At 68.4% G+C, this 17,369-nt stretch carries 14 protein-coding genes and 1 pseudogene; 9 read left to right on the top strand and 6 right to left on the bottom strand.

From position 1 onward, the window contains the following. Positions 1–89: 89 nt before the first annotated feature. Positions 90–4,181: a Pls/PosA family non-ribosomal peptide synthetase gene (locus tag MFF26_RS05685; RefSeq protein ID WP_238307729.1), complete on the top strand. Its 4,092-nt coding sequence runs from the start codon at positions 90–92 to the stop codon at positions 4,179–4,181. Positions 4,182–4,264: 83 nt separating this feature from the next. Here MFF26_RS05685 and MFF26_RS05680 read toward each other — a convergent pair whose 3' ends face one another. The 3 genes and pseudogenes from MFF26_RS05680 to MFF26_RS05670 all read right to left on the bottom strand — a co-directional run bounded on the left by MFF26_RS05680 (position 4,265) and on the right by MFF26_RS05670 (position 5,628). Then, positions 4,265–4,567: a BrnA antitoxin family protein gene (locus tag MFF26_RS05680; RefSeq protein WP_137830918.1), complete on the bottom strand. Its 303-nt coding sequence runs from the start codon at positions 4,565–4,567 to the stop codon at positions 4,265–4,267. Next, positions 4,545–4,802, bottom strand: a pseudogene (locus MFF26_RS05675) (BrnT family toxin); the annotation flags it as partial. The gene MFF26_RS05680 and the pseudogene MFF26_RS05675, both read right to left, overlap by 23 nt. A gap of 169 nt (positions 4,803–4,971) precedes the next feature. Next, positions 4,972–5,628 carry an alpha/beta hydrolase gene (locus tag MFF26_RS05670; RefSeq protein ID WP_056237741.1) on the bottom strand — a complete coding sequence of 219 codons (657 nt, stop codon included), beginning with the start codon at positions 5,626–5,628 and terminating at the stop codon, positions 4,972–4,974. A 297-nt stretch (positions 5,629–5,925) separates the two neighbouring features. Between MFF26_RS05670 and MFF26_RS05665 the strand changes: the two genes are divergently transcribed. The 7 genes from MFF26_RS05665 to MFF26_RS05635 all read left to right on the top strand — a co-directional run bounded on the left by MFF26_RS05665 (position 5,926) and on the right by MFF26_RS05635 (position 13,199). Continuing rightward, positions 5,926–7,098, top strand: a complete 1,173-nt coding sequence (locus MFF26_RS05665) for a cysteine desulfurase family protein (protein ID WP_137830920.1) — start codon at positions 5,926–5,928, stop codon at positions 7,096–7,098. 74 nt (positions 7,099–7,172) lie between these two features. Then, positions 7,173–8,642, top strand: coding sequence for a Fe-S cluster assembly protein SufB (gene sufB, locus MFF26_RS05660; RefSeq protein WP_137830921.1), 1,470 nt, complete (start codon positions 7,173–7,175; stop codon positions 8,640–8,642). Positions 8,643–8,662: 20 nt separating this feature from the next. Beyond that, positions 8,663–9,088, top strand: a complete 426-nt coding sequence (locus MFF26_RS05655; protein ID WP_137830922.1) for a hypothetical protein — start codon at positions 8,663–8,665, stop codon at positions 9,086–9,088. Positions 9,089–9,129: 41 nt separating this feature from the next. Beyond that, the gene (sufC, locus tag MFF26_RS05650) at positions 9,130–9,882 is read left to right on the top strand and encodes a Fe-S cluster assembly ATPase SufC (RefSeq protein WP_137830923.1); all 753 of its coding nucleotides are present in this window, start codon (positions 9,130–9,132) and stop codon (positions 9,880–9,882) included. Beyond that, positions 9,882–11,204: a Fe-S cluster assembly protein SufD gene (gene sufD, locus MFF26_RS05645; protein WP_137830924.1), complete on the top strand. Its 1,323-nt coding sequence runs from the start codon at positions 9,882–9,884 to the stop codon at positions 11,202–11,204. Before sufC ends, sufD begins: the two co-directional genes overlap by 1 nt. Positions 11,205–11,504: 300 nt before the next feature. After that, positions 11,505–12,749 carry a cysteine desulfurase gene (locus tag MFF26_RS05640; protein WP_137830925.1) on the top strand — a complete coding sequence of 415 codons (1,245 nt, stop codon included), beginning with the start codon at positions 11,505–11,507 and terminating at the stop codon, positions 12,747–12,749. 66 nt (positions 12,750–12,815) lie between these two features. Continuing rightward, positions 12,816–13,199, top strand: a complete 384-nt coding sequence (locus tag MFF26_RS05635) for an SUF system Fe-S cluster assembly protein (RefSeq protein ID WP_137830926.1) — start codon at positions 12,816–12,818, stop codon at positions 13,197–13,199. Positions 13,200–13,203: 4 nt separating this feature from the next. Here MFF26_RS05635 and MFF26_RS05630 read toward each other — a convergent pair whose 3' ends face one another. After that, positions 13,204–13,791 (bottom strand): Uma2 family endonuclease, encoded by a 588-nt coding sequence (locus tag MFF26_RS05630; RefSeq protein ID WP_137830927.1) that lies wholly within the window; start codon positions 13,789–13,791, stop codon positions 13,204–13,206. Between the two features lie 154 nt (positions 13,792–13,945). Between MFF26_RS05630 and MFF26_RS05625 the strand changes: the two genes are divergently transcribed. After that, positions 13,946–14,320: a HesB/IscA family protein gene (locus tag MFF26_RS05625; protein WP_137830928.1), complete on the top strand. Its 375-nt coding sequence runs from the start codon at positions 13,946–13,948 to the stop codon at positions 14,318–14,320. A gap of 114 nt (positions 14,321–14,434) precedes the next feature. On the opposite strand, the gene MFF26_RS05620 is transcribed toward MFF26_RS05625, so the two are convergent. Together MFF26_RS05620 and MFF26_RS05615 are read right to left on the bottom strand one after the other, a co-directional pair. Further along, positions 14,435–15,490 carry a GGDEF domain-containing protein gene (locus MFF26_RS05620; RefSeq protein WP_137830929.1) on the bottom strand — a complete coding sequence of 352 codons (1,056 nt, stop codon included), beginning with the start codon at positions 15,488–15,490 and terminating at the stop codon, positions 14,435–14,437. A gap of 140 nt (positions 15,491–15,630) precedes the next feature. Then, a complete protein-coding gene (locus MFF26_RS05615; RefSeq protein ID WP_137830930.1) occupies positions 15,631–17,172 on the bottom strand; it encodes a DEAD/DEAH box helicase in 1,542 nt (513 codons plus the stop codon). Positions 17,173–17,369: the final 197 nt, after the last annotated feature.

The following is a 17,369-nucleotide window of genomic DNA, read 5'->3' as shown; positions in this document are numbered from 1 at the left end:
GCCCCGTGCGGTGCGTTATCAGGCGAAAGCCGCGGGGGCGCGGACGGATCATCGACCCATCGGCCGGCGGAGCCGGCACGGAGCAGCGGATGGACGGTCTCACCGAGAAGAGCCGGACCCGGCCGGAGAGCGCGGGCGCAGGGCCGCCCACGGGCCGGGCGATCCTGCGCGGGCCGGCGCGCCCCGACCTGATCCGCCGCGAAACCCTGGCGTCGCTCTTCCGCGACAGCGCCCGGGCCCGCGCGCAGGCCCCCTGCCTGATCGACGCGGCCGCCTCCGGGCCCGACGGGCGCCCGCCCGTCCTGACCTACGGCGCGGTCGATGCCCGCTCCGACCGGCTCGCCGCGGCCCTGGCCGCGCGCGGGATCGGGCCGGGCGACGTGGTCGGCCTCTGGATGGCCCGCGGCACCGATCTGCTGATCGCCCAGATCGCCATCGCCAAATCGGGCGCGGCCTGGCTTCCCTTCGACGCCGAGGCCCCCGCCGACCGGGTCGCGGTCTGCCTCTCCGATGCGGAGGCCAAGGCCCTGCTGGTCTCCGACGCCCTGCGCCCGCAGGCGCCGGAGGGGGTGGCACCGCTCACCACCGCCGAATTGTTGGGCGCGGCGGCGGAAGGCGCAGCCGCTCCGGACCTCGACGCGGCGGGCCTGACGCCCGAGCACCCGGCCTACCTGATCTACACTTCGGGCTCGACCGGCGTGCCGAAGGGCATCGTCATCAGCCACGCCAATATCTGCCACTTCCTGCGCTCGGGAAACGCCGTCTACGGCATGGCGCCCGAGGACGTGGTGTTCCAGGGGGCGTCCGTCGCCTTCGATCTCTCGATGGAGGAGATCTGGGTGCCCTACCTGGTGGGCGCCTGCCTCTACGTGGCGAGCCCGGCCATGATGGGCGATGTCGAGGCGCTGCCCGGCCTGATCGCGCGCGCCGGCGTCACCGTGCTCGACACGGTGCCGACCCTGCTCGCCATGATCCCCGGCGACCTGCCCACCGTCCGCCTCGTGCTGCTGGGCGGCGAGGCCCTGCCCGAGCCGCTGGTGGCGCGTTGGGCGACGCCCGAGCGGCGCCTGTTCAACACCTACGGCCCGACCGAGGCGACCGTGGTGGCCACCGCCGCCGAGATGCGGCCGGGCGTGCCCGTCACCATCGGCGGCCCGATCCCGAACTATTCCGTCTACGTCGCCGACGAGGTGCTGAACCTCCTGAAACCCGGCGAGCAGGGGGAGTTGCTGATCGGCGGCCCCGGCGTCGCCAAGGGCTATCTCAAGCGCCCGGAGCTGACGGCGGAAAAATTCGTCGCCAACCCCTACGCCTCCGACGGCACCGATCCGGTGCTCTACCGCTCGGGCGACGCCGTCTCGATGACGACGGACGGCGACATCGTCTTCCACGGGCGTATCGACGATCAGGTCAAGATCCGCGGCTTCCGCGTGGAGCTCGGCGAGATCGAGGCGCGGATCCGGGCGGAGGAGGGCGTCAACCAAGCCGCGGTGGTGCTGCGCCGCGACGACGAGGTCGACCGCCTGGTCGCCTTCCTGGTCCCCGAACGCGGCGTCGATCTCGATCGGGGCAAACTCCGAAAGGATCTGGCGGCGCAGATGCCGCCCTACATGGTGCCGGGCCATTTCGAGGCGGTAGAGACCCTGCCGCGTCTCACCTCCGGCAAGGTCGACCGCAAGGCGCTCAAGATCGCGCCGCTGACCGTCGCGACGAGCGAGGGCGAGCAGGAGGAGCCCGACAACAAGACCGAGGCCGCGCTGCTGGCCGCCGCCAAGCGGATCTTCGGCGAGCAGCCGATCGGGCTGAACGCCGACTTCTTCTCCGAACTCGGCGGCCACTCGCTGCTCGCCGCCCGCTTCGTCGGTGCGGTGCGCGAGACGCCCGCCCTCGCCGGCATCACCCTGCAGGACGTCTATGCCGGCCGCACGTTGCGGGTGATGGCGTCGAACCTGATCGAGCGCACCGGCGGTGTCGGCGCCGAGACGGCCGTCCAGGATCTCGGCTTCGCGCCGCCCCCGCTCCTGCGTCGCGCCCTGTGCGGGCTGGCCCAGGCCGTGGCCCTGCCCTTCGTGATCGCGCTGGCCACCGCGCAGTGGCTCGGCATCTTCGTCACCTACCTGCTGCTGACCGGCGGCGGGCTCGGCTTCTGGGGCGAACTCGCGGTTCTGCTGCTCGTCTATATCGGCATCAATGCGGTGACGGCGACGGTCGCGATCCTGGCCAAGTGGCTGATCCTCGGGCGGACGAAGGCGGGACGCTACCCGCTCTGGGGCGTCTACTATTACCGCTGGTGGCTGGCGCAGCGCCTGACGCCGCTCGTGCACATCAAGTGGCTTCAGGGCTCGCCCGTCATCGCCACCTATCTGCGGCTCCTCGGCGCCAAGATCGGCGAGGACGTGCTGATCTCCGACCTCGATGTCGGCGCGCCGGACCTGCTGACCATCGGCCGCGGCGCCTCCCTCGGCGGGCGGCTCGTGATCGCCAATGCCGAGGTCGTCGGCAACGAACTCGTGATCGGTCCCGTGGCCATCGGCGAGGACGTCGCCATCGGCACCTCCTGCGTCATCGGCCACAACACGGTGATCGAGGATCACGCCGAGATCGCCGACCTCACCACCGTGCCGGCGGGCACCACGGTCGGCACCGCCGAATCCTGGGACGGCTCGCCGGGCCGCCGGGTCGGCACCGTCGATTTCGCTGCCCTGCCCGAGCCGGCCACCGCCTCGCCGGCGCGGCGGGCGGCCTTCGGCGCCGTCTACGCCTTCCTGCTCGCGGCGGTCCCCGCGGTCGGGCTGCTGCCGATCTTCCCGGCCTTCTACATCTTCGACCAGATCTCGGACCGGCTCTCCGAGATGACGGACGTGGATTACCACGCCTATCTGCCGCTGCTGACATGGCCCACCGCCATGCTGATGACGGCGGGCACGGTGCTGCTGATCTCCGGCATCCGCTGGGCGGTGCTGCCGCGGGCGCGCCACGGCACCTACTCGATCTGGTCGGGCTTCTACCTCCGCAAGTGGCTCGTGGCGCTCGCCGCGGAAGTCACCCTGGAGACCCTCTCCTCGCTCTTCGCCACCGTCTACATGCGGGCGTGGTACCGCCTGATGGGCGCACGCATGGGCAAGGGCGCCGAGATCTCGACCAATCTCGGCTCGCGCCACGACCTCGTCTCGGTCGGCGCCAACAATTTCGTCGCCGACGAGGTGGTGGTGGGCGAAGAGGAGATCCGCCGCGGCTGGATGCACCTTCACCCGGTCGAGACCGGCGCCCGCGTCTTCGTCGGCAATGACGGCGTTCTTCCCCCCGGCGCCACGATCCCCGACGACGTGCTGATCGGCATCAAGTCGAAGCCGCCGGCCAATGCCATGATGCATCCGGGCGAGACGTGGTTCGGCTCGCCGCCGATCCGCCTGCCGGTGCGCCAGAAGGTCGATCTCGGCTCCGCCAGTCAGACCTTCGAGCCGAGCGTCGGGGCCAAGCTGCGGCGCGGCCTGTTCGAGGCCTTCGCCACCTCGTTCTCGCCGATGCTCTACCTGTCGCTCGCCATCTGCGCGATCGACTGGGTGTTCTATCCCGCGATCCTGGAAGGCGACTGGCTCGGCCTCGCGGTGTCGTTCGTGGTGGCGAGCGTCGTCATCGCGCTGATTCAGACCTCGACGGTGATCGGCCTGAAATGGCTCCTGATGGGGCGCTACCGGCCCGGCATGCGGCCGATGTGGTCGTGGTGGGCGATGCGCACGGAGGCCATCGCGGTGGCCTATTGGGGGCTAGCCGGCAAGGTGCTCTTGGAACACCTGATGGGCACGCCGTTCCTGCCCTGGGTGCTGCGGCTGTTCGGCGTGAGGGTCGGCCGGGGCGCCTGCCTGCTCATGACCGACATCACCGAGTTCGACTGCGTGTCGATCGGCGACTTTGCCGCCATCAACCGCTCGGCGGCGCTCCAGACCCACCTCTACGAGGACCGGATCATGAAGGTCGGCCGGGTCGCCATCGGCAACGGCGTCTCGGTCGGCGCCTTCTCCACCGTCCTCTACGACAGCCATGTCGGCGATTACGCGCGGCTGCGGCCCCTCACCATCGTGATGAAGGGCGAGTCGATTCCCCCGCACTCGCAATGGGAGGGCGCGCCCGCCGTGCCGGTGGTGCATGGGGCGGCGCAGGGAGCGGCGAAGGCGGCGTGAACCTTCGCCCGCGGTGCCTCGGCACCGCGGGCGTTTCGTGCGGACATCCGCGACGATCCGAAGGAAGGCTGACGAGCGCTGCCCTAGCGCTCGGGCTTCTTGTCCCGCTGCTCTTCCATGTAGCGCCGCAGGACGGCGTTCATGCGGGTCTGGTAGCCGCGACCGCCGCGTTCGAAGAACTCGACCACGTCGCGGTCGAAATTCGCGTGGATCGAGGTCTTGCCGATCGGCAGGCCGACGGTCGCCCCGGACCAGTGGCTCTCGTCGGTGGCCGGGTTGTCGACGTCGTCGGCGGCGATCCGCTCGATGTCGTCCTCGGGCATCGCGCGGAGGGTGGCCCAATCCGTGCCACGGATCGCGGCCTTAGCCGTCTTGCCGTCTGGCATGGTCGGCCCTCCTTTCCTTCCGGTTGGCCAAGCGTGCCGAGATGATTTGGTACTTGGACGGGCGCGGCGTGGACGTGACGTTCAGGACGATTCCGAACATCTCGACCAGCATGTCGAAGCGCTGCTCGCCGTAGTCGCGCCGCCGGTCCTCGACGACGAGGGCGAAGCGTCCATTGAACACCTCGTCGAGCTCGGCGAAGTCGATTCCGCGGATCGCGATGTTACGCTCGTTCTTCGGACCGTCCCAGACGGTCCGTTCGCTCGCGACCGTAGCTCATAGGAGCAAAATCACGGCGCTCGCGCGAGGATTTTTCGGATCGGCAGATGCCGGATCGGGAGAGGGGAGCGACGTTTCCGGAGACGGTGCTCCCCTCTCCCGCAGAGAGGAGAGGGTTGGAAAAACCTCACGCCGCCTCGGTCTTCCCCCCGAGGCGCTTGTCCAGATAGGTGTCGACCGTCTGGGTCAGCTCGTCGACCTTGCCGTCGAAGAAGTGGTTGGCGCCCTCGACCATCTGGTGCTCGATGATGACGCCCTTCTGCGTCTTCACCTTCTCGATCACCGGGATCACTTCGCGGGCCGGGGCCACGCGATCCTCCGAGCCGTGCACGAACAGGCCGGAGGAGGGGCAGGGCGCCAGGAAGGTGAAGTCGTAGCGGTTGGCCATGGCGGCGATGGAGATGAAGCCCTCGATCTCCGGGCGGCGCATCAGCAACTGCATGCCGATCCAGGAACCGAACGACACGCCCGCGATCCAGCAGGATTTGGCCTCCGGATTGACCGACTGCACCCAGTCGAGGGCGGCGGCGGCGTCCGACAGCTCGCCCGAGCCGTGATCGAACGCGCCCTGGCTGCGCCCGACCCCCCGGAAATTGAAGCGCAGGGCTGCGAATCCGCGATTGGCGAAGGTGTAGAAAAGATTGTACACGATTTGATTGTTCATCGTGCCCCCGAACTGGGGGTGGGGATGCAGCACGATCGCGATCGGGGCGCCCTTCTTCTTGGGCGCTTGGTAGCGGCCTTCGAGGCGGCCGGCGGGGCCGGAAAAGATGACTTCGGGCATGGTGTCCTCAGGTGGATCCCGTGCCTGCCCGGAACGCGCCGGGAAAGACACGGGTTCGGCGGCCGGCACGTGCCGACCCTGCCTTGACTCGCTCGGCGCGCCTTCTACAAGCGTCTTAGAATAATTCTAGGTAATTAGAATTGTTCTAAGATAGAGTGTTTCGAAGCCTCGTCCCTGCGTTGAGGGCGCCGTTGCGGGCGCCTTAGCATGGGGAAGGGGGGCGAAATCAAGGAAATCGCGGGTTCGCGCGGCGGACAGAGGGCGGCCAAAGGTCGGCGAAGACAGTTCAGGCGACGGATGGATAGGGCAGCGCGCAGTTACCTCGACCACAACGCGACCTCTCCGGCACGGCCGGCGGTCGCGGCGGCGGTCGCGCGCGCGCTGACGCTGCCAGGCAATCCGTCCTCGGTCCATGCCGAGGGGCGGGCGGCGCGTCAGGCCCTGCAGGAGGCCCGCGCGAGGGTGGCAGCCCTGGTCGGGGCGGCACCGGAACGGGTCGTCTTCACGAGCGGCGGCACGGAAGCCGCCAACACCGTCCTGTCGGGGGCCTTGCGCCGCCGGGGCATGCCCGCGCCGACCCGGCTGATGATCTCGGCGACCGAGCACGCTTGCGTCGCCGTGGGCCATCGGTTCCCCGACACGATGGTCGAGATCCTGCCGGTGGACGCGGCCGGCATGCTTCGCCTCGATGTCCTCGCGGCTCGCCTGGATGCCTGCCGCGGCGAAGCCGTGCTGATCTCGGTCCACGCGGCCAACAACGAGACCGGCGCGGTGCAGCCCCTCGCGACGATCGTGCGGCTCGCCCGCGCCCACGGACAGGCGCTGGTTCACAGCGACGCGGTGCAGGCGGTCGGAAAGATTCCCCTGAGCCTCGACGCCCTCGGGCTCGATGCCCTGACCCTGTCCGGCCACAAGTTCGCGGCGCCCAAGGGGGTCGGCGCGCTGGTGCTGGCCGAGGGCGTGAGCCTGGAGGTGCCGCTCCTGCGCGGCGGTGGCCAGGAGGCACGGCTGCGCTGCGGCACCGAGAACTTGCCCGGGATCGTCGGCATGGGCGAGGCGGGGCGAATCGCCCACGCGGCGCTCGCCGCCGAGGGCCTCCGCCTCGCCGCCCTGCGCAATCGGCTCGAAGCCGGGGTGCGGGCGCTCGCGCCCGAAGCGGTGGTGTTCGGGGCGGGGGCCGAGCGGCTGCCGAACACGCTGAGCTTCGCCGTACCGGGGCTGGAGGCGGCGACCGCCCTGATCGCCCTGGATCTGGCCGGCGTGGCCGTTTCCTCGGGCTCGGCCTGTGCCTCGGGCAAGGTCGCCCGCTCGCCGGTGCTCGCCGCGATGGGCGTGAGCCCCGCGCTCGCCGCAGGGGCGCTGCGCGTGAGTTTCGGCTGGAATTCGGACGAGGACGACCTGCAACGCTTCTTAGAGGGGTTCGAACGGGTCGTGTCGTCCCTATATCGACGGCGAGGGCAGGCTGCCTGAGCGCCGCCCGCCCAAGCCATTGCTTTCGTTGAAACCCCCGGTCCTTGAAACCGGAGTCGGTGAGGAGAGGCTGAATGCCTGCTGTGCAGGAGACCATCGATCGCGTTCGTTCGATCGACATTGACCAGTACAAGTACGGGTTCGAGACCGTCATCGAGATGGAGAAGTCCGAGAAGGGCATCTCCGAGGACGTGATCCGCTTCATCTCGGCGCGTAAGAACGAGCCCGAATGGATGCTCGAATGGCGCCTCGACGCCTACAAGCGCTGGCTCACCATGAAGGAGCCGGAGTGGGCGCGCGTGGAATACGACCGCGTCGACTACAACGACATCTATTATTACGCCGCGCCGAAGCGGAAGGGGCCGGAATCGCTCGACGAGATCGATCCCGAGATCCTCAAGACCTACGAGAAGCTCGGCATCCCCCTGCGCGAGGTCGAGGCCCTGGAGGGCATCGCCCCCGAGCGCCGGGTCGCGGTCGATGCGGTGTTCGATTCGGTCTCGGTGGCGACCACCTTCAAGAAGGAACTCGAGAAGGCCGGCGTGATCTTCATGCCGATCTCCGAGGCCATCCGCGAGTATCCCGATCTCGTGAAGAAGTATCTCGGCTCGGTCGTGCCGGTGACCGACAACTTCTTCGCCACCCTGAACTCCGCCGTGTTCTCGGACGGTTCGTTCGTCTACATCCCGCCGGGCGTGCGCTGCCCGATGGAGCTGTCGACCTACTTCCGCATCAATGAGCGCGACACGGGGCAGTTCGAGCGCACCCTCATCATCGCGGACAAGGGCTCCTACGTCTCGTATCTGGAGGGCTGCACCGCCCCGAAGCGCGACGACAACCAGCTCCACGCCGCCGTGGTCGAGCTGGTCGCCCTGGAGGATGCCGAGATCAAGTACTCGACCGTCCAGAACTGGTACCCCGGCGACAACGAGGGCAAGGGCGGCATCTACAACTTCGTGACGAAGCGCGGAGATTGCCGCGGCGCCCGCTCGAAGATCTCGTGGACGCAGGTCGAGACCGGCTCGGCGATCACTTGGAAATACCCGTCCTGCATCCTTCGCGGTGACGATTCCCGCGGAGAGTTCTACTCGATCGCGGTGTCGAACGGGATGCAGCAGGTCGATTCCGGCACCAAGATGATCCATCTGGGCAAGAACACCACCAGCCGGATCATCTCCAAGGGCATCTCGGCCGGGCGTTCGCAGAACACCTATCGCGGGCTCGTCTCGGCCCACAAGAAGGCCAAGGGCGCGCGCAACTTCACCAATTGCGACAGCTTGCTGATCGGCGACCAGTGCGGGGCGCACACCGTGCCCTACATCGAGTCGAAGAACGCGTCCGCCGTCTTCGAGCACGAGGCCACCACCTCGAAGATCTCCGAGGACCAGAAGTTCTACTGCCAGCAGCGCGGCCTCTCCGAGGAGGAGGCGACCGCGCTCATCGTCAACGGCTTCGTCCGCGACGTGCTGCAGCAGCTTCCGATGGAGTTCGCGGTGGAGGCCCAGAAGCTGATCTCGATCAGCCTCGAAGGCTCGGTGGGATGAGACGGACGCCGGCTGCCGCGATGCTGGTCGTGGCAGCCGCCGCGTCGGCTGGTCGGGCGCAGGCTTGCGATTGCCCCTTTCCTCTCCGTCTCAAGACGGACGAGGAAAGGCGGGCCTATCGCCTCGACCAAGCGGAGATCGTCGCGACCCTTCGTGTCGATCGCGTCGAGATTCCGGATGCCAGGCGCGGCGAGCCGGAGGTCTTCGGCGACGCAATGGTGGTCAAGACGATCAAGGGCAAACTGGATCGCAAAATCCGAATTCAGACCTCAGGTGGCAATGAGGGGGGGAATTGCGGTCTCGGCACTTCTCTCTTTCAGGCGGCGTCTCAGCGAAGGTTGCTGACCGTTGCGCTCACCAAGGCGCCCCAAACGAGGAATACGTTCTGGATCGGGAGCTGTGGATACTTTGAGCTCGATGAGTTTTACAGCGCAGCTGATAAATAGTCATCGAGCGAACTGAACATCGAATATGGACGTGAACTGACATGCTGGAAATCAAGAACCTCGTCGTACAGATCGAGGACAACCGCATCCTCAACGGCCTGAACCTCACCGTGAACGACGGCGAGGTCGCCGCGATCATGGGCCCGAACGGCTCCGGCAAGTCGACGCTCTCCTACGTCATCGCCGGCAAGGAGGATTACGAGGTCCTCGACGGCGAGATCCTGCTCGACGGGCAGAACGTGCTGGAGATGGCGGCCGACGAGCGCGCCGCCGCCGGCATCTTCCTGGCCTTCCAGTACCCGCTGGAAATCCCGGGTGTGGGCACGATGACCTTCCTCAAGGCCTGCCTCAACGCGCAGCGCAAGGCCCGCGGCGAGGACGAGCTCTCGACCCCCGAGTTCATCCGCGCGGTCAACGGCGCCGCCGACAAGCTCGAGATCAACAAGGAGATGCTCAAGCGCGCCCTCAATGTCGGCTTCTCCGGCGGTGAGAAGAAGCGCATGGAGATCCTGCAGATGGCGCTGCTGCAGCCGAAGTTCTGCGTCCTCGACGAGACCGATTCCGGCCTCGACATCGACGCGCTGCGCATCGTCTCCGAGGGCGTGAACGCGCTGCGGGCGCAGGGGCGCTCGTTCCTCGTCATCACCCACTATCAGCGGCTCCTCAACCACATCGTGCCCGACACCGTGCACGTCATGTCGAAGGGCCAGATCGTGAAGACCGGCGGCAAGGAGTTGGCGCTCGAACTCGAGGCCTCCGGCTACGCCGAGTACCGCACCAGCGAGGCCGCGTGATGGCCGACGTCACCAATCTCCGCTCCCCCGCCGAGGCCGGGCTGTCGAAGCTGTTCGAATCCTCGCGCGCGGCGTTTGCCAGCGAGCAGGCCATCAGCCGCGAGGAGGCGTTCCGCTTCTTCGAGGCGACCGGCCTGCCGAGCCGCCGGGTCGAGGCGTTCAAGTACACGGACCTGCGCGCCGCCATCACCGAGGCCGCCCCGCCCGCCGAGGCCCCGTCCGAGGACGCCGCCAAGGCCGCCGTCGCCGGTGCCACGGGCTTTCACGAAGTCGAGGCCGCGCGCCTCACCTTCGTCAACGGCCATCTCGTCGCCGCCCTGTCGGATCTCGACCGGTTGCCCGAGGGCGTGACCGTCACGCCGCTCAACGAGGCGATGGGGAAGGGCGATGCCCGCCTGAAGCTCCTCGCCCCCGTCGAGCAGGTGCGCGAGAACCCGGTCTATCAGCTCAACACCGCCTTCCTGGCGGACGGCGCGCTGATCTCGGTGGCCGCCGGCGCCAAGCCCGCGACGCCGATCCATCTGCGCTTCGTCGGCACCGGCGCGACGTCGTTCTCGACGGCGACCCGCGTGCTGGTCGATCTCGGCGCGGGCGCGGAGTTCTTCCTGCTGGAGAGCCATGAGGGGCCGTCCGGACTGATCTATCAGCCCAACGATGCCCTCGACGTGCACATCGGCGAGGAGGCTGCCCTCCGCCACAGCCGGATCAACCGGGAGGGCGACGCTGCCATCGCCCTGTCGACGCTCTCCGTGCGGCTCGACGCGCGGGCGCAGCTCGAGACGGTCAATCTCGTGACCGGCGCCAAGCTCTCGCGCCACCAGCTCTACCTGCACATCGCGGGCGAGGACGCCAACGCGGTCGTCAACGGCGCGGCGTTGCTGGGCGACGGACAGCTCGCGGATTCGACCCTGCTGGCCGACCACGCGGCGACGGGCGGGGTGGGCCGCGAGATGTTCAAGACGGTGATCGACGGCGAAGCCACCGGCGTGTTCCAGGGCAAGATTATCGTCCGCCAGGGCGCGCAGCAGACCGACGGCAAGATGAAGTCCGATTGCCTGCTCCTCAAGGACGAGGGGCAGATGATGAACAAGCCGGAGCTGGAGATCTTCGCCGACGACGTCGCCTGCGGCCACGGCGCGACCTGCGGCGCGCCGGACGACGAGCTGCTGTTCTACCTCATGGCCCGCGGCCTGCCGCGCGCCACCGCCGAGAGCCTGCTGGTCCAGGCCTTCGTCGGCGAGGCGGTGGAGGCGGTGACCCACGAGGGTGCCCGCGAGGCGCTGATCGGCGGGATCGAGGCTTGGCTGAAGGCCAGAGGGTAGGGCACACCGCCTTCAACCCTCCCCCACGGATATCGGGCGCGCTCGATATCCGCATCCTGAATGCTCCAGTCGGGCAAGCCCGACGGGAGATGGGGGAGGGGCCACGCACATCGCATGGGTCCAACCCTGAACCCTCATCCTGAGGTGCTGAGCGTCAGCTCGGCCTCGAAGGAGGGCTTCAGGGATCGCAGTGATATCTGGAGGGCTCGCCCAAAGCCTTCCGCTTCGCTCCGGCACCTCGGGATGAGGGAAGGAGCGGGATCGGCGGCACCTTGGCCGTCACGCTTCAAGGTCGAGACGATGAACGCACCCGTCCGCCCCACCCCCTACGACGTCGAGGCGATCCGTCGGGAATTCCCGATCCTCTCCGAGAAGGTCTACGGCAAACCGCTGGTCTATCTCGACAACGCGGCCTCTTCGCAGAAGCCCAAGGCGGTGATCGACGCCATGGTCTCGTGCATGCAGACCGGCTACGCCAACGTCCATCGCGGCCTGCATTACATGGCCAACGCGGCGACCGAGGGGTTCGAGGGCGCCCGCGAGACCACGCGCCAATTCCTCAACGCGGCCTCGACCGACGAGATCATCTTCACCCGCAACGCGACGGAGGCCTACAACCTCGTCGCGTCGTCGATGGGCCAGGCCGGGCTGATCGGGGAGGGGGACGAGATCATCCTCTCGATCATGGAGCACCACTCCAACATCGTCCCCTGGCACTTTCTGCGCGAGCGCAAGGGTGCCGTGATCAAGTGGGCGCCGGTGGACGACGAGGGCAACTTCCTGGTCGAAGAGTACGAAAAGCTCTTCACGCCGCGCACCAAGATGGTCGCGATCACCCACATGTCGAACGTGCTCGGGACGGTGACGCCGGCCGAGGAGATCGTGCGCATCGCCCACGCCCACGGCGTGCCGGTGCTGCTCGACGGCGCCCAGAGCGCCGTCCACCGCGCGGTCGACGTGCGGGCGCTCGACTGCGACTTCTTCGTGTTCACCGGCCACAAGGTCTACGGGCCGACCGGCATCGGCGTGCTCTACGGCAAGAAGGAATGGCTGGACCGGCTGCCGCCCTACCAGGGCGGCGGCGAGATGATCCGCACGGTGACCCAGGACGCGATCAGCTACAACGATCCGCCGCACCGCTTCGAGGCGGGCACGCCGGCGATCATCGAGGCGGTGGGCTTAGGCGCCGCGCTCGAATTCATGATGACGCTCGGGCGCGATCGGATCGAGGCGCACGAGGCGGCGCTGACGGCCTACGCGCAGGAGCGCCTCGGCGCGATGAATTCCCTGACGCTGATCGGCAAGGCCAAGGACAAGGGCGGCGTGATCGCCTTCGAGATGAAGGGCGCCCATGCCCACGACGTTGCCACCATCATCGACCGGCAGGGCGTGGCGGTGCGGGCGGGGACGCATTGCGCCATGCCGCTGCTGAACCGCTTCGGCGTCACCTCGACCTGTCGCGCCTCGTTCGGTCTGTATAATACGACCGACGAGATCGACGCCCTGGCCGCGGCGCTGACCAAGGCCGAGATGCTGTTCGCCTGATTTTATACTATTCCGATCGCGGAAGCCGGCAGGGGCCGGCCTCCGCGGGCCGGAGGAGAGGTTGCGATGAGCGCAGACGATACGATCACCGGCGGCAACAACACCCCCGCCCTCGCGGCGGCCTCGGCGATCCCCGCGGAGGAGATCGACCGCCTGACCGACGACATCGTCGCCGCCCTCAAATCGGTCTACGACCCGGAGATTCCCGCCGACATCTACGAACTCGGCCTGATCTACCGCGTCCAGATCGAGGACGACCGGCGGGTGCTGATCGACATGACCCTGACCGCCCCGGGCTGCCCGGTGGCCGGCGAGATGCCGGGCTGGGTCGAGAACGCCGTCACAGCGGTGCCGGGCGTCCAGTCCTGTCAGGTCACGATGGTGTTCGATCCGCCGTGGGACCAGAGCCGGATGTCCGACGAGGCCCGCGTCGCGCTCGACATGTGGTAGCCCGTCACCGCGCCGGGCGGCCCGGCTCGAAGACAACGTCTTCGTAGATGTCGGCGAGCGTCAGACGCGCACCGATCGCCGGCAAGTCGATGACGGCATCCGGTGCCTCGAAGCTCTCTTCCAGCCATGCCTCACCCTCACGGCGGTAGAGTACGGTGCTGGAAAAGCGCGTCTCGACGAGGAGAATGTAGGCGAGGGTGGGGTGGCGCCTGTACTCGTCGAGCTTGCGGAACCGATCGATGTTCGTCGTCGAGGGCGACAGCACTTCGACGACGAGACGCGGCGAACGGTTCTCGTAAGTGTCGCGGATGAGTTCGCCGCATTCCACCGTCACGTCGGGCCGCCGGATCGTGGCGATGCTGGTGCGTAGCGCGACGTCGTCGGTCGTCGGGCGGCAGCCGGATCCGCGCAATTGCACGCCGAGGCTGACGATGATGTTCACGGTCGCGCGGTCGTGCTGAACGCTCGCGCCGGTCATCATCTTCACATGCGGTACCGGCACGCCGTCGACGAGTTCGTAGAGCCCGTCTTGGGCCGATTGCCATTCGAAGAACTCTTCCGGCGTCATCCGCCGCCGCGCAGGATCGGCCATCGCACCCTCCGTGACTGCGGAAGCATAGCACGCCGGAATGCGTGCGGCGCAGGGACCCTCCGGTGGACCCTTGCCCGCCGGATGCTTATCTTCCGATATGTTCGACCAACTCACCCGCCCGGGCCTTGAACCCGGCCGCAGGAGAGAGACAACCATGTCAGGTTTCAAGGTAATCTCGCTGACCGACCGCGCCGCGGATCGGATCAAGGCCATCATGGCCGATGCCGACCGGCCGATCGCAGGTCTGCGCGTCGGCGTGAAGAACGGCGGCTGCGCCGGCATGTCCTACACGATGGAATATGCCGAGGAGCGCAAGCCCGGCGAGGACATGATCGAGGATCGCGGCGTGACCGTCTTCATCGATCCCAAGGCGGTGCTGTTCCTGCTCGGCACCGAGATGGATTTCCAGACCAACAAGCTGTCGTCGCAGTTCGTGTTCAACAACCCGAACCAGACCTCCGCCTGCGGCTGCGGCGAGTCGGTGGCGATCACGCCCGTCACCCCGGACCGGATCCCCGTCCTGGCCTGAGGCTGACGAAGCCCGCCGCGAATGCGGGCCGGGGTCCAGGATACGGGCGCGTCGCTCCGGATCCTCTCCGAGGCGACGACGCGACGGCTTCGAATGTGAGGCGGCTCGCCCGGATCAGGCCACGTTCGGCAGGGCGGCGGCTTGGATCTCGTCGATGGTCCGGTTGCGTCCGGCCCGCTTGGCCGCGAACAGGCAGGCATCGGCCCGTTCCAGCAGCGAGACCGCGTTGTCGTCCGGGCGCTGCTGGGCGACGCCGAGCGAGACCGTGACCTTGCCGAGCGATTCGCCGGTGGAGCGCTTGACCAGCTCCCGCCCGGTCACGCTGGTGCGCACCCGCTCGGCGATCTCGCGGGCGGTGGCCAGATCGACCTCCGGGAGGACGATGCCGAATTCCTCGCCGCCGAAGCGGGCGAGGGTCGCACCCTTCTGGCCGATATGCTCGCGCATCACGATGGCGACGAGGCGCAGCACCTGATCGCCGGTCAGGTGGCCGTAGAGGTCGTTGAAGCGCTTGAAATAGTCGATGTCGAGCACGATCAGGCTCGACGGCCGGTGGCTCGCCCCCGCATCGATCTCCCGGCGCAGGCCCTCTTCGAAGCTCTTGCGATTTCCCAGCCCCGTCAGCGGATCGGTCAGGCTCTCGAGCCGTGTCGCCTCGAGCGTCTCGCGCAGGGTCTCGATCTCGTTGCGGCTCTCGCGCATGCGGGCTTCGAGGGTGCGGTTGTTCGCCGTCACGTCGCGGGTGTTGGCGATGATCGTGGAGACCACCTCCCTGAGCCGCGTCCGACTGGTCGCGGCATTGGCGATGTCGTGGGTGAAGGCCTGGAGCGACTCGCCGTACTGGGCCGTGGAGCGGACCGACACGTCGATCATCTCCATGATGCCCTCGACCTCGGCGATGAGGGTCGAGTTCACCCGGTCCATCTCGAGCGCGAGGCGGCGCCCGTCGATATAGGTATCGTGGAGCTGGTCGATATCGGCGCTGGTCAGCGTGCCGTTCTGCGTGGTCAAGCGCTTGATCGCGTCGTTCATGAGCGGCTGGCTGCCGGCCACGTAGGTGTACCAGACCGCGTAGGCGCGCGGGGTCGCGCAGGTGCAGTAGTCGCGCATCAGCTCGAAGCTGCGCTGCGCCAGAGCGAGGCTGCGCTCACGGTCGAGGTCGGGGCTCATCCGGCGATTTCCGCTCCTCCGGACGAGGATCGTCCTGCCCGGAGTATCGCTCGGCGATCGTCGCCAGGACGTTAAGGCCCCCCAGGAATCCGGGGCCGGGATGCGATCCCGGACCGGCCCCTTCCCCGTGGTGGCCGGGATCAGTCCTTGCTCTTGCGGGGAGCGGTCGGCTTCAGCAGGAAGGCGGGCACGTGGGAGCCCAGACCGACCGGCGTGTCGTCGTCCTCGTCGCGGTGACGGCCGCGCGGCTCGTTTCGACCGCGGGGCTCGTTCGCGCGGCGGGGCTCCCGGACAGGGGCGACGGGCTCGGCCTCCCGGCGCGGTTCGGCTTCGCGACGCGGCTCCTCGGAGCGGGTGCGCTCGCCGCCGGCGCGGCGGCCGGAGCGCCCGCGGCCCTCCGAACGCGCGCCTTCGGCCCTGGCACCGTCCCGCTCGGGTCCCCGCTCGGGGGAGCCCCGGTCCGAGGAACTCCTGTCCGACGATCCCTTGGCGCCGCGCCGGGCGCCGCGGCGGCGGCGCGGCTCGGATTCGTCCTCGCTCGCCTCGGGAAGGCTCGCGAGGTCGCCGTCGAGCCACGCGATCGGCTGGCCGATCAGGGATTCGATCGCCGAGAGCGAGCGCTCGTCGGAGCGGCTCGCTAGGGTGAAGGCGTGGCCGGAGCGGCCGGCCCGTCCGGTGCGGCCGATGCGGTGGACGTAATCCTCCGGGTGATGCGGCACGTCGAAGTTGAAGACGTGGCTCACCGCCGGGATGTCGAGGCCGCGGGCGGCGACGTCGGAGGCCACCAGCAGGGGCACCTCGCCGCTGCGGAAGCCGTCGAGGGCGGCCATGCGGGCCCGCTGGTCCATGTCACCGTGGAGCGCGGCGGCGTTGAAGCCGTGATTGGCCAGCGACTTCTGCAGCTGCGCCACGTCGCGCTTGCGGTTGCAGAAGATGATGCCGTTCTGGAGCTCGTCCGCCGCGCGGATGAGCTGGCGCAGCACCTTCCGCTTCTCGTGACCCTCGGCGCCGGTCGCCACGAGGCGCTGCTCGATGGTGGTCGCGGCCGAGGCCGGGCGGCTGACCTCGACCCGCTGCGGGTTCGACAGGAACATGTCGGCCAGCCGCTCGATCTCCGGCGGCATGGTCGCGGAGAAGAACAGGGTCTGGCGCGTGAACGGCACCATCTTCACGATGCGCTCGATGTCGGGGATGAAGCCCATGTCGAGCATGCGGTCGGCCTCGTCGATGACGAGGAGCTCGACGCCGGTGAGCAGCAGCTTGCCGCGCTCGAAATGGTCGAGCAGCCGGCCCGGCGTGGCGATCAGCACGTCGGTGCCGCGGGTGAGCTTGGCGTCCTGGTCGGCGAAGGAGACGCCGCCGATGATGAGCGCGACGTTGAGCTTGTGGTTGGTGCCGTAGCGCTCGAAATTCTCCTCGACCTGAGCGGCGAGTTCGCGGGTCGGCTCCAGGATGAGCGTGCGCGGCATGCGGGCGCGGGCACGGCCCGATTCCAGCATGGTCAGCATCGGCAGGGTGAAGGCCGCGGTCTTGCCGGTGCCGGTTTGGGCGATGCCGAGAACGTCGCGGCGGGCCAGCACGTGCGGGATCGCCTGGGCCTGGATCGGCGTCGGCTCGGTATAGCCGGCGGCGGTGACGGCCTGGAGGACCTTGTCGCTCAGTCCGAGATCGGCAAAAGACATCTGGGGCAGGGAACCATCGCGCTTGGGATCGGCCGGTCGGTAGGGGCCGGGCGCGTTCCGCCGGTCCTCGCGGTGCCGTCGCGCAAGCCGTCGTCGCGCATCCCGACGCGCGCGACACTTAGAGGGCCGTGCGGGCTTGTCAATCGATGGTACGGCCGATGGGCGATGCGAGCCCCGCCCGCACCGCGCGGGCACGG

Origin of the sequence: Methylorubrum suomiense (assembly GCF_022179765.1) — a bacterium.
GTDB classification, from domain to species: Bacteria; Pseudomonadota; Alphaproteobacteria; order Rhizobiales; family Beijerinckiaceae; genus Methylobacterium; species Methylobacterium suomiense.
This window is presented reverse-complemented; position numbering and strand designations above follow the sequence as displayed.